Origin of the sequence: Bartonella japonica, assembly GCF_040545385.1 — a bacterium.
In the GTDB taxonomy this organism is placed as follows: domain Bacteria; phylum Pseudomonadota; class Alphaproteobacteria; order Rhizobiales; family Rhizobiaceae; genus Bartonella; species Bartonella japonica.
Map to the genome: position 1 here is coordinate 1 of NZ_JBEPLT010000014.1, position 13263 is coordinate 13263.

Here is a 13263-nt window from a genome sequence, read left to right on the forward strand (position 1 = left end):
GACCGGAACCTCAGACCGGAACCTCAGACCGGAACCTCAGACCGGAACCTCAGACCGGAACCTCAGACCGGAACCTCAGACCGGAACCTCAGACCGGAACCTCAGACCTTTTAAAACGTTTGTTTGTGAAGAAGTGCTCCTAGGATGACAAATTACGCTTTATGCTGTCAACCTTTTTTATGAAGAAAATATTTTATGAACAACCTTGTTTTTATCCTCTTATTGGTTTCGTGTACAGATGATTTTAACAGCTGTTATTCTGATAATAAAATGGTCAAAATCTATCCCACAGCACAAACATGTGAAAAAGACGTGATACCCACCACCCAAAAATTTGCCTTTTATGGACAGCAAATATTTGCCCAATGCACCAGCATAAATGCAAACCTCCATCAACAACAGGTAAAGCTAACCTGGTCAGTGACAAATCAAGGCAATTTCCTGCTTAAAAGTCAAAATATGAATGATAAGATATCCGAAAACCATAAAGCCGTAGAAAACTTTTCAACATCATCCCAACTTCTAGGAACTTCCCTATAGACCTCTTGCATAACAAAACTGAAAAGCGTAAACTCATCAAGCATAATCAACAAATGAGATTCTATGCTATCAACCTTTTTTATGAAGAAAATATTTTATGAACAGCCTTGTTTTTATCCTCTTATCCGTTTCATATACAGATGATTTTAACAACTGTTATTCTGATAATAGAATGGTCAAAATCTAGCAATCTAGCCTACAACACAATCATGTAAACAAACTCTAAGTAAACAATCAGCAGAAAAGTACGGTATGATGGATAATAAGAAAATTGATACTTCAAAAGACCATCTTACAGAGCAAAGCACATTGCTTCAAGATCCTCCCTTACATCCTTCAGTAGAGCGCGTGAGAAAAAAACTCATGCTGTTAATGATTATTTCCATATCAATAACGCTTGTTCTTATTCTTGCTGTCCTATTTGGAGTTATCTATAAAATTGTCACAACGGAATCATCTTCAAAACAAGCCGATCTCTTTTCCTCTCACAAAACAAATCAAAAAGTGATTCACCACACACTTTCATTACCAAAAAACACACAGATTTTATCGCAAAGCCTCTCAGAACACAATATTGTGTTGAAAATCTTAACACAGGATGGGCAGATAAAATTTATGATTTACAACTATCACACTGGCGCACTAATCACTGTTCTTTCTGTTGAAATAACAGAAGAAATTCCTACAATCCGCTCCCATTAAGAAGATGCCTTCCACAAACACTTAAACATGTCTTTGTTTCAATCATCTTCCTTTTCTGAAGATGGGATCACCTAGCAACAACACAGTTTTTCTGCACCGGTCTTCATACAATCACAGTTGAAGAGACACTACTCCTGTCCACAAAACCCATTGCTGAAAATTTCTGATGTTGTATCTGAAAATACAAACGTGAATTCAAAATATAAACATTCGAGGGATTTTTCTAAGAACCTGTTTATCATTCAGCTGAAAACATCTCTCACAAGAGCTTCAAGCATCCCTTTCTGGATTAAACATTTTCCTCTGCTGAAGATGCAACCACCCGACGCCGACGTGTTTTTTTCTGTATCTCTTTACTTAATAAAGGCAGAGAAGAAACTTTTTCTGTTGTAGCATCACCATCTTGGGAAGTTGCTGATGTTTCCCATGCAGTTTCAAGGGATGGCTCTTCTTGAGCACGCACAGAACGACACCGTGAAGGTCGGCGTGTTTTTTTGACAGGTTCAGCATTTTCTCTGACAACATATTGCTCTTGATCAATTTTCTCATCAGAGAGGTTAACCTCTAATTCATCTTCACGCGTCCACCCATTTTGGGCCTTTGAATGCTGACCATGAGCAGTTTTTTGCAACTGTGTCTGTGACTCATCGGTATTGCAATTGACAGTGTTTTTTCTTTCACCTTCAGCGTTTACTTCGCCACATTCTTGTTCGTTATTTTCCTCACGCCGAAGAGGCTGTGGTGTTTGCCCGACGGCTGCCAAAATAATACGCAAGTAGTGTTCAGCATGTTGCAAATAATTTTCCGACATAACACGATCACCGGCACCTTGTGCATCACGAGCAAGGCTTATGTATTTATCTGCAATTTGCTGAGCATTTCCGCGAATTTTCACATCCGGACCGCTACTCTCATAATTTCGAGATAACGGATTAGGACCGCGACGATTATTATTGTTATTGCCATTGTTGTTATTATTGCGACCGCGTACCCGTCTATTTTGTTGTGGCCTCATTTTTATCCCTTTTTGGAGTGTGTGTGTCTTAATTGACTCTTCTTCATTACACTATTTTCGATAATGCTAGTCATGTCTAAAATACGGTTATCAGACTATCCGCGTTTTATTTCACTGAGATGATACCTACTGATATTTGATAAAAGCATTATACTTTTTGAAAATCACAAGAACAGCAAGGAAAACTTAAATTCAAAATTTCCTATTTCTCTGTTAACCAGCAGAAACCTAGTGATGTTCACATAAAATGCCAAGTATTTTTTTTAAATAGACCATATTTTACTAAAAAAGCAACTATCTTGTGGAAAAACAAAAAAACGAAAACATACATACAGAGCCTCTGGTAAAAAAAATGACCTTCACCAGAGAATAAATAGATATCCCTTTTTGTTTCTAAAACCGACCCTAAAAATGCCTATACCCTTTACCCCCTCGCACATTTAACGCATAAGCACCAACACCCACACGAATACTGTACGAAACATCTTATGAACATAGCCTCTCTTCTGCAATAAAGCAACCCCCTGTGATCGACAATCCACTATCGCTGCGGAGTTTCTTTATACTATACATAGATTAATATCAAGTATTATTCAAGACCTCATCATCATTTACAGATCAGTGTTCTTGCCAAAGGGACCCAATTACACTATTAATTTTTCTAGCTAAGTTCCACGGAATTTATAAATAAACTCTATCATTTATGAAAATCAGTATAAAATAAGATGCTAGAGAAAACAGAGAAACTTTTGAGAAAGAAATAACCAGCATGTCAGGCCAGAAAAAAGTTACAAATCCTGTCAAAACAAAATCTTCTCAAAATAAAACAACGGCTGTAAACAAAGAGATCCTCGTGCACTCTCCCTTTTTTGTTATACTTCCTGATACGAGAACCTTATTTGCAAAAAGAGCAGAGCGTTTTGCACATTTAGCCACGAAAGAGCCAACTCAAGAGTTACTCCTTTTTTTTGCACATTTTTGTAATGCGCAACAGCAGTCAAGTAAAAAATTTAAAGATCTTGCGATCCCTCTTAGCCGTTTTGGTGCCTCCTCAGCACCTCCACTTGATCGATCAAAATTATTAATTTTGGGCTTATATGAAAGCATTGTTGAAGATTTTTTGAATCATCTATCAACTCCAACATTGTCTGTTCAACCCCTCTCAGAGACAAGATACGCAGCTTTAAAAAGCACAAAACAACAAAAGAACGACTGGCGCCTGTGGAGCCATAATCTCTTAAACCATAAGCTTCCCCAACATCAATTAACAGAACATGTGTTCATCCTTGGGGCATTGCAAATTATGTATTCTCTTGCTGCTTCACAGCTTGATGCACAAAATTTAACCGCACAGCAGAACAACCTTTGCCCAGCCTGTCAAGGAACACATTCCGCCAGCCTCATAATCGACTGGAAAGCGCACGAAACTGTAAAAGTTTGTTCTTGTCTTTATTGCGGGACTCTCTGGTATCACCCACATACCCAATGTACTTTCTGTGAAGCAACAGAGCCAATCTCTACACACGTGAGCCCCACCACCCCCGACGGCATTTTATTTGAAACTTGTGACAACTGTGGCTCTTATAGCAAACTGCTTGATTGCCACAAAAACCCTACACTTGATGTTTTTACTGATGATATCAGTACTCCCACACCAGAGTTTTTAGCTTCTTCTTTTAAATATAAGAGCTTTAACCCTTTTTTAGAACAAAAGAAATAGACCCCACACCCGACAGCCCCCTAAAGAGCTGCCGGAAACTCATGGAGCGGTAGCTCAAAGCATAAAAACGAATCTTATCGCCACTATGCAATAAACATAACATTTCTCTTGCTACCTAACACAAACCTAACAAGTTCTAGAACGATTTCGATTGTCAATAACAATACGGCAGTTTTATGATTTATCTTGAAAAATTTCTCAGGTTAAAACTGTTCCAGCAATATTACAAGAACATGAAAATTTCTATATTTCCTGAATAAAAATCAAAGGAGTATGCTTTAGCATATCTCTTTTCATTTCTTTTAACTATAAACATGAAACTTCGAAAAAATATTTACCTGTTTATTTTCTCAGCTTTGTTGACTTTATGATATCCTTTAACTTTGTGGATAAGAAGAAAATTTTTCAAGACTGCCTCGAACTTCAAGCTGTGCTTTTTAAAAAGTATCTTCACTTAAAAAACACCCATTATAAAATGAGATCTTCTTGAAAAACTGGATTTTTGTATTTTAAAGTTTTTGTATAAAACTTAAAAATAATTGCGCATGGTATTTTTTCCCTCTTTTTCATTGAAGAAACAATTCCGTAAGAGAAAATAATTTCCGTCTCCTGGTCGCACCATTTTCACACATTTTTTCTTTGCATTATAGGAAAGTTCCTCCCACATTTCACGAATTGCAAAATAGGCTTCACTTTCTGAACGAATACAATGTTGGTACACGTCTTTTTTCATGTCAGGCATAACTGAAGCGGCAATTTCCTTACAATAGATACGTAAATCAAAAACAGGAATAGTTAAATCAACAACAGTTTGTTGTGTTATTTGTTTTTTAGAAGAAAAATGACTGATTATTTTTGTAACAACAAAACAAAATGCCACGATAGAAAGGAACAATACGCCAACAAAAGCGATTTTACGATATAATCTTTTAAAATAAGCTTTTTGTCTTGCGCGGATTCTTTTTTCCATAAATCCGTCTCCTTTAACATTCCAGATAAGTTTTTTTTGCAGCAAAAAATGATAGAAGAATCAATACAAACAAAATATGTAGCAAACACAAACTCTCAACATTTCTCATGTTAGAATATTCATGATATATCATGTTAGAATATTCATGATACATAGAGAAAAGAAATTTTATTCTCTTTTATTTTTAAAAAATTCTGTTTGCAACTTTCTTATCAACTTATATGATTTATCCACTTAGTATGATGAAAGCCACAGAGAGGATACTACCATAAGTACTTACTCATGTAAAATACATACAGAGGATATAATAAATTATAGATTGAGAAAAACAGACATTTTTCAATAAACGTTCTTTTTTCATGAAGCCATCTTTCTGTTTTGGAGTTTCCATATCACTTTTCAGAGCTGTGGAAGAATTTCATTCTATCTTCCCACACGAAATAAGCACCAAAATCAAAGCACAGAAACCAGAAATGAAATATATTTCCATGTTTTGGCTTTTAGAAAAAAATGAGATAAATAAAAGGATTTTACCCTTTTATACCAGCCAGCCAACACACAAGCGACCAACCACACAAGCGACCAACCACACAAGCGACCAACCACACAAGCGACCAACCATACAAGCGACCAACGCCAACCATCCGCACCACTCCAAAATGAGCCCAACCGATAGAAAACTTTCTTTGCAACAGAAGAAGGGGGATATCTCAATTTTATCATGGCATTTTTGAATAAAATGCCAAAGCTACCATTACTTATCTTGAGCATCTTCATGGCGCCTTTATTACCTATTTTCACTATTTTACTGTCTTATTTAGCTTTTTGTTTGAGCTCCTCGAGGCTTTGTCTCGTTGTTTTCAATTGTTTTTCTAAAGCATCTATACGCTGTGAAAGTAGCGCAATATTTTTGCTTTGTTGTTTATCAAAATTACTCATATTTTGATGTGCTTGATTCAACAGTGCATTTAAAGGGGCGTGTGCCATTCTTCCGCTAGCATAAAGAACGACACGAATATGTTCAGGATTATCAATATCTGCAATAGAAAATGGAAAAAGTACCATTATATTCTCTCTTTTTGATACGCTATAACCATATTTGCAAATCAGAAACATTGAAGATTGTTTATCCATCTTCTTTTCCCCCATGTTTCACCAAGAGTGGCAAAAAGATCTGGATATTGCGTTTGTAAATAAGGTTTTTCATCACACAATAGCTAAACCTATCGGTACTTTTTCTAAGCAAAAGTACCGATCAATATTTTATAAATATTCTTTGGTATGTTTCACCATTGCGCGCGCACTATTATTAACTAAGCTTGGCAGCTGTCCCTCTGCTCAATTTATACTCTCATCGACATAGGCATTTTCTGAAGCGATGATCGAGTAATCATACATTGAATTCATATAATATATCCTTTTTTCCAAAAAGAAAAACGAGCAAAGAAAGCAGCAATTTTATTTTTAGGTGATCTTATTTTTTCTATTTGGAAGCCAATTTTGTTGTAATCGACATGTAACAATTTTGTTTTTGCATTAACAAAAACAGCATCGGGTTTTAAGCGCAATACATCTTGAGCAAGAACGCCGCGATAACGTTGTGTATCTCCTTTATAATTAAAATCATAAAGCGGATAGCCATTTTTTTTTCCTATAGGGACAATATTTTCTTTAGCTCTCACATCACAAAGCCCCAAGATTCCTCCCACCAATCCAAGCACTTGCTGTATATCACGTAGAGGATCTTTTGTAACAGAAGGTATTGTTGTGGATTTTCCTGATGTTGTTCCGTAATTTCCTGCGGCCTTTGTTCCTATTTGCAACAAGCGGTCTAATTGGTTCCATTCTTTATTCTCTTGTTCTGTCCATTTTTGGCGCTCGGCATCTAAGGCATTTTGACGGTTAAGATCTTGGAAGGCTCCACCTTTCAAAGCGTTGCTTTGCGCATTACTTTGTCCTTGAAAATAGTTGTTTGCTGCATTCATCTGATCATACTTCGACCGATCAATCATCTGATTGGCATTCATCATATTATTGACATCTTGATTATATTGCTGAGCTGAAGCACTTGTTGCCAATGTGCCAAGTTCATCGGCAAGCACACCGGTATGCGCACCAGATCCGTAGCGCCCTGCTCCTGACATAGATTGATTAATCGCATCAGAAGTTTTATTCAGAGCATTTTGCAATGCGGCATTAAATTTACTATTATTTCCGATCCAATTTCCCTTTGCCATATCAGCGAGATTTGTAGCACTTTGTGTTGGTGCATTAAACTGCTGAGTCAATGTAGGATTATTATACTGCTCGGCAGCTTTTTCTAAACCAGCGAGAGCATTTTGTGTTATATTTCCCAAACCAGCAATACGTTCTCCTTGATAAATATTTCCACCAATACCTTTATTATAGAGATCAAGTGCTTGAGCGCTGGCTTTTTTAAAGATGTCTGTAGCCCAAGCGGGTGGAGTATTTGTTTGTGTTGTTGTTTGTACTCGCGGTGTTTTTTTTCTACTCATGAGTTGAGAACCTTTCTATAATAAATAAGATTTCGAGAATATCCGTGATGATCGAGCATTTTTGCCCATCCAGCTCTTCCAAACATGTGCATTTCCTGAGCATTGATTGTTCGCGCCCATTGTTCGACCTTCTCGATCATCTTAACCAATTTCAGCCCTCCCTCTCCGGCAAGATCTGAAAGAACGACGCATTTTTTTCCGGTATGGGTTATTTCGATTTTAGTGATTGCAAAGGCACAAAATTGAGTTTTATTTTTTAAGACCACCCACAATTGTGCTTTTCCGGTGGTGATTTCTTCAGCAATTGTCTGCAAACAAACCTCATCAGGAAAGCGCTTAGCATATTTTTTCAGTGCGGCATTGATATCCTGTTGATAGGGCGCCATTTTTTCCCATGACCATTGCTGTGTAAGATGCGCAGAATAAAGATTTTGACTATCATGTTTCGGTCTTATGATTTTGCTTTTCATCTTTCTTTTCGATAGAATCATGCGCTTATGACACATGCAGATCTTTTCCTTTTTAATAAGTGATATTGCAGCTCTTTCTTTTTATAAGAAGCCCATCGGGCGTGACTTTTATTCCTACCTGTATTCAAGCGCTTTAATTACCCTGTTCCCTGTAATTACCCTGTTTGCCTGTTATCTGCCTTTAATGCTTGGCAGTTCAGGTACTTTGACGATAAATACCTTAAACAGCTGCCTCTTTCTTTTACTTGATTCCATCGGGCTTTCTCTTCACATTGAACACGGGAAGTTTTTTGTTATAGGTTGCCTCCATTACCGAATACCGGCAGACTTTAACTCCACATCGAACCCAGACACATGCGACCAATTGACGCCCTCTGGAATACGCAGTTTAAAGCGATAAAACCGTGCCCTTGCGCGAGAATGAATCTGTCCCGTATTATGAGAAGGTTTTTTTTCGGGTAACCAAACAGTTTTTTCTTCAAGGGTTTGCCGAAAGCGCATTCCTACAGACAAATAAAACACCCCACTATTGACTTGTGGCATAATATTTCTCACCCGTGTTATGATTCCGTTTGTCTGCCCCATTTCTTGTGAAGTCACCACGCAAGCCATAGGTGGCCCTGAAAAAGCGCCTATTCTTCCTTGATGATCAATAGCACCAAACACAGGCGCTTCATTTTTCCAAACTCTGCTATCGAGAGAAAAGGGTAGATCATCAATACTTTTAGAGACACAATCGAGTCCTTCTAAAGTCATCCCAGCTAAAAAAATGGGCAAAATCATTTTGACATTTACGACTGCTTTTGTCCATTTTTGTAATCCCCAATCATAAATAAGTAAGATACTTTTTTGGGTGCTATCATCGATATCGATCATCCAGTATACGCGATTATATACCCCATCAATCGCTGCTGAGAGAGTATAGGCATTATTCATGCTTGATGTTGTTGTCATGGTTCGATCAATTTTTTCAAAACCAATTGGTATAATCTGCCCTTCGTTAGTGATCTGATAAAATCCTCCTTCATCAGCAAAGAATGCAAGGTTTCCTCGACAAACGATAGATTCTGAATTTTTTGCACCACGTTTATCGTGTATTTTTTGGAAACTGAAGATCATCTTAGATCCAGGGACAAAAGATCCTGCATAGATTGCAGAACGCATAAAGATGATAGGGTTTGTTGTTTCGGTAGCTCCTTGAATGAAACCACCATCGGGGAAATCTTGATAATCGCAGCTTTTTTTCCCCACAGTCCAGTGTTCTGCATCGTTCAATCCCGACCAATGTACGCGTCTTGGATTTTCTGTTAATTTCATCAAACAGACGAAATCGCCCCACACACGTACGATACCGGCTTTTGGTGGATTTCCGCCTAAATTTCTAAATTCTTTGTCATGATTAATATCAATCACTTGTGGTTTATCATTAGCGTTGACAGCAATCACATAATCTCCAAACAAAGCGAAAGACCACGGAGAATCGATATTAGCGAGATAGGAACTTTCTTTTCGACTAATATCTTTCCACTGCTTTGTTGTATTATTGAGAAGGTAGATTTTTTGTCTTGTTCCGACAATAATAGACACACCAGTTTTTGTTCTCACAGCGAAAGCCCCTAGAATGGGCTCAGGACAAGGCTCTGAGATAGGATTAAAACTTGGCATAGGAATATAAGAGCCATCAGCTGGCAACACATTGATCAATTCATCGGTAAAGCTGCTATTAATGTCAGCCACATCAGGCCGATAATCAGCGATTGGGAAGAAAGCCATTGAGAACCCCATTAGCAGAATATTTGAAGAACCTTTTCGACAGGATATTTCAAATCGACAAGGCTTATTTGTTTAACGACAAGAAACCGGATAAGACTATAAATCATACCACTCAGACTGTAGAAATGGAGGCACTGTGATACCTCCACCGGTATAATTCCCCCAACGTCAATTCAGCTCTCAGTTTTTGATTTTTTTAAAATCTCATTGGAATAATATTTGAAGTGTTTTTTCGACGAGATGTTTCAAATCGCAAAATTTGAAGATGTTCTTGATAATCTCTAAAAGAAACAGCAGCATATTCGGAATCTTTGAGGATATTTTTATAGAGCTCATATTTTGCACGTGCTTTAATGAGATCGAATGCATAAAGCAACCAAGGATTATTCTCCTCCATTAGCTCGCCATCCCCCAAACTGACATAGTTATAAGAAATGCTTACAGTTTCGTCCTGTTGTGGTGTTGGAAAGAGACCTATTTTTTGATCAATACAGGTATAAAAAAGAGGTATTCCTTGGGGTACTTTGTCCCCATATTGTTTTTTCAAAGCTTCAAATGATTTAAAAAACAATTGTTTTTGTGTTGTAGGATTTTTTCCTAAAATAACGGATTGCAAAGTTTTTTCTGATGCAATAGAAACGCCCTCTTCTTTCCCATACCACGTTTTTCCACCTTGTGTTTTGAATGTTAGGTCTTTTTTCTCATTAAAGAAAAATGGTTCATGTTCACACAAACGCAAAGCAGTCAAAATGGAATCTTGAATTTGAGTTGAATATTCAGCTGTTGTATCATCGATTTCGTCTTGAATGATCGCCACCATATGGGAAAAAGTGTTAGAATGATCAAAAGATGTGCGATCAAGATCATTTGTGTCAATATCAGAAACGGTCATAAGCAGTTACAATCCTTTTGCGTATGATAAATTTTAGATATTTCTTCCCCTCAAAAAAATATTAACCGAACATGAAATTTTACCGAACGTGAAATTTTATTGAGGAGAAGAATTAGAAAGTTTTTCAACAATGCTTAAATAAACGCTCCATAAGCAGCACTTAAAGCAAGCACTTTATGATCAACATTTTAAGCGGGCGTTGCATAAGTTGGTATTACGATAGTTCCAAAATCCTGCTTGCCTTGTTGACCTCCTGGCAAATTGTAGCAAGTTTTTTTCATACCGATAATGGTTTTAGCAGCAACACCGAACTCACGTTCATAGTCGAAGAGTTCTTCAACCAATTTATAGCGTGTTGCCCCACGATCTTTTCCAAAAGCAATGACGACACTTTGTGCTCCCAACAAAACAGCACGACGTACATTTTGTACAGGTTTGGTTCCATCAACCCCTTCTGTAATGTGTTCTGTTTCACGCAAAACGACACCATTATACATGCCAAGCGAGCCATCATAGATTGGATTTTTGATACGGCTTCCACTATAGATTGCTTTAGTGATATCGAGCCACTGTCCGGCATCTGTATTGGTACGCAATTGTGTGACCTGAGTTGGATGTAGATAAAGCACATAAACATTTTCCCCATCGACTCGAACTGGTCTAATTTTAGGGTTTGCAAGTTTAGCCCGTTCCACGGCTTTATCGATCAACGAAAGACTGAAGACATCTTTTTCTTTCAATTCTTCATCTTTTGTTTTTTCATTAGGTCGCAAGACTCGTTTATCAGTTGGTGCTGTTGGAGTATTAAAGCCGTAATGAACAGGTTTGATCGCAATATTGCGTCCTTCAAAGTTAATATTTAATGCACTATATCCACACACTTGAATGAAGAACATCATACTGAGACGATCTGCATACCAATCGACCAAACCATTTTTAGCTTCGGTCCGCAAATTGTGCAGAATTCGTTGCTGATCGATGGTTCCTTCATTTTTGACTCGCACTGCGTGAACGAGTTCATTAATTGCCAATCGATCGTTAAGAAATTGGAGAGATTCTTCATTTCCTTCAAGGGCTTGTCCTTCAGTCACCCCATCACCGTGCAGCTGTACACGCAAATTAAAGTGAATGGAATCACCACTTTCTTTATTTGTTTCATCTTTTAATTGTACAATACTGTTTGAATCTGTACCGATCAACGGTGCAATAGGGATTGCTTTTGAGACTTCTTGATTTAATAGTTTAGACCATGTTTTTACTGCCATTGGGTCGTTAATTCCGATACGAGTTACAGACATTTTATCCTCTAAAAGTTTATTGACATAAAAAAATCGGCAAAGCGCCGATTATTGACATTCCACATTTCTTCATCTTCAGATAGTGGATGAGTTATTGCGTATTTTTTATGATGTTAGTTGATCACTTTTCCCCCCTCTTTTAGAGATCTCCTCTCTGTGTCTTTGCTTTGAGAAGTCTATAGATCTCGCTTCAGATCCCCAATGCCCCCATCTCAGAACCATAGCGCCGTCACCTTATCCTTCTTCTCATATTTCCTATGCTTCTCCCCCGCCCATTAAGCGGTTAAAAGCAGCTTTGTTTTTAGGATCGGTAACCCAAGTACTAAATTCTGCTTCCGACATTTTGTCGAGCATATCTAAAGAAATGGGTCCATTGGGAGTCAAACCGTTGTAAGCAGCCAATGTGCGTGCAGAATTGTGTCTTTCCTGCAAATTCTCACCAATGTTATTGGGAAGATTTGTGTAGCCAATTCTTTGTGCAATCGTGTAGATCACTTCGGCAGGGTTTTGATTTTTTTGCGCACAATCCTGCAAGATTTTCTTCAACTCATTTCCAATCACTGTATCAACAACTTTTGGATCTGCCATTTCAGGATAGAGAGAAGCACAAGCAGCTAACTGCTTAGCACGCGTCTCATAAATAAAATCGGCAGCTTGATCAAAATCATGATATTTTTGTTTTACATTAGCCACGGATTGTTGATAGAAATTATGCAACTGTTCTGCTTCAAGAGCAGTGGAATGAGGTTGTTGTTTGTTGTTAGCTCCCTCATGTTCGTGAATTTTTTTCCCCAACCATTGCATATATCCCATAAAGTCTTTTTGCGGATCTGGTGGAGCATCACCCTCTCGCGTCTTTTGAACTTCTTGTGACTGAATAGCTTCCTGCATAAATGACTGTTGATAAAGATCTTGACGTTCTTGGAAGCTTTCTTCAAGCGTTTTTGCACCTTCACTTCCTCCAATTTTACTGTCTTCTTCCTGTTCAGTTTCTAGAGAAAAGTTCTGTTTTAATTGATTTTGTTCCGCCGGCGTTAAGTGTTCTTGATCCATATTGTTTGCCTTTTCTTTTTAAACGATAAGATAATATTTTTTAAAGGATGCCCTTTAACTTTGCACATTGTTCCCCTGCAAATAGACTAACAGCTCATCATGCTTACGATACCTCTCGAACATTCAGGCGCATTCACCTTCCGATATACCTCTGCTTCCCTCTCTCAGCATATTCCTGCACACCTTCCGATATGCCTCTGCACCCCAAAATACTCTCGCTCTTGCTCTAACGCACCGCACATCTGATCCTTATTGTTGTGCTTTAGTAGCAATTTTTTGGATCAAGAATGCCGAGGATGAGGAGCATAAAAAAC

General features: G+C 37.8%; 13 protein-coding genes and 1 pseudogene. 3 read left to right on the forward strand and 11 right to left on the reverse strand.

Annotated features, from left to right (window positions below):
* The first annotated feature begins 195 nt into the window (after positions 1-195).
* Positions 196-540: a hypothetical protein gene (locus ABID39_RS06210; protein WP_354187077.1), complete on the forward strand. Its 345-nt coding sequence runs from the start codon at positions 196-198 to the stop codon at positions 538-540.
* Positions 541-795: 255 nt separating this feature from the next.
* A complete protein-coding gene (locus ABID39_RS06215; protein WP_354187079.1) occupies positions 796-1242 on the forward strand; it encodes a hypothetical protein in 447 nt (148 codons plus the stop codon).
* 289 nt (positions 1243-1531) lie between these two features.
* Here ABID39_RS06215 and ABID39_RS06220 read toward each other — a convergent pair whose 3' ends face one another.
* Positions 1532-2257, reverse strand: coding sequence for a DUF4167 domain-containing protein (locus ABID39_RS06220; RefSeq protein ID WP_354187081.1), 726 nt, complete (start codon positions 2255-2257; stop codon positions 1532-1534).
* A gap of 769 nt (positions 2258-3026) precedes the next feature.
* On the opposite strand from ABID39_RS06220, the gene ABID39_RS06225 reads away from it, so the two are divergent.
* Positions 3027-3977, forward strand: coding sequence for a formate dehydrogenase accessory protein FdhE (locus ABID39_RS06225; protein ID WP_354187083.1), 951 nt, complete (start codon positions 3027-3029; stop codon positions 3975-3977).
* A 529-nt stretch (positions 3978-4506) separates the two neighbouring features.
* On the opposite strand, the gene ABID39_RS06230 is transcribed toward ABID39_RS06225, so the two are convergent.
* The 10 genes and pseudogenes from ABID39_RS06230 to ABID39_RS06275 form a co-directional block, all read right to left on the reverse strand.
* Positions 4507-4947 carry a hypothetical protein gene (locus tag ABID39_RS06230; protein WP_354187085.1) on the reverse strand — a complete coding sequence of 147 codons (441 nt, stop codon included), beginning with the start codon at positions 4945-4947 and terminating at the stop codon, positions 4507-4509.
* Between the two features lie 453 nt (positions 4948-5400).
* Positions 5401-5718 carry a hypothetical protein gene (locus ABID39_RS06235; protein ID WP_354187087.1) on the reverse strand — a complete coding sequence of 106 codons (318 nt, stop codon included), beginning with the start codon at positions 5716-5718 and terminating at the stop codon, positions 5401-5403.
* A 42-nt stretch (positions 5719-5760) separates the two neighbouring features.
* Positions 5761-6012 (reverse strand): hypothetical protein, encoded by a 252-nt coding sequence (locus ABID39_RS06240; RefSeq protein ID WP_354187089.1) that lies wholly within the window; start codon positions 6010-6012, stop codon positions 5761-5763.
* A 201-nt stretch (positions 6013-6213) separates the two neighbouring features.
* A pseudogene (locus ABID39_RS06245) lies at positions 6214-6354 on the reverse strand (phage tail protein); the annotation flags it as partial.
* Positions 6351-7463, reverse strand: coding sequence for a BaGTA-type gene transfer agent maturation protease BgtD (gene bgtD / locus ABID39_RS06250; protein ID WP_354187091.1), 1113 nt, complete (start codon positions 7461-7463; stop codon positions 6351-6353). The pseudogene ABID39_RS06245 and the gene bgtD, both read right to left, overlap by 4 nt.
* The gene (locus ABID39_RS06255; protein WP_354187093.1) at positions 7460-7933 is read right to left on the reverse strand and encodes a hypothetical protein; all 474 of its coding nucleotides are present in this window, start codon (positions 7931-7933) and stop codon (positions 7460-7462) included. Before ABID39_RS06255 ends, bgtD begins: the two co-directional genes overlap by 4 nt.
* A gap of 309 nt (positions 7934-8242) precedes the next feature.
* Positions 8243-9706 (reverse strand): gene transfer agent protein BgtE, encoded by a 1464-nt coding sequence (gene bgtE, locus ABID39_RS06260; RefSeq protein WP_354187095.1) that lies wholly within the window; start codon positions 9704-9706, stop codon positions 8243-8245.
* A gap of 196 nt (positions 9707-9902) precedes the next feature.
* Positions 9903-10598: a hypothetical protein gene (locus ABID39_RS06265; protein WP_354187097.1), complete on the reverse strand. Its 696-nt coding sequence runs from the start codon at positions 10596-10598 to the stop codon at positions 9903-9905.
* A gap of 188 nt (positions 10599-10786) precedes the next feature.
* On the reverse strand, positions 10787-11896 hold the full coding sequence (gene bgtG, locus ABID39_RS06270) for a BaGTA-type gene transfer agent major capsid protein (RefSeq protein ID WP_354187099.1): 1110 nt from the start codon (positions 11894-11896) through the stop codon (positions 10787-10789).
* A 255-nt stretch (positions 11897-12151) separates the two neighbouring features.
* Complete coding sequence (locus tag ABID39_RS06275; protein ID WP_354187101.1) at positions 12152-12949, reverse strand: hypothetical protein; 798 nt, start codon at positions 12947-12949, stop codon at positions 12152-12154.
* Positions 12950-13263: the final 314 nt, after the last annotated feature.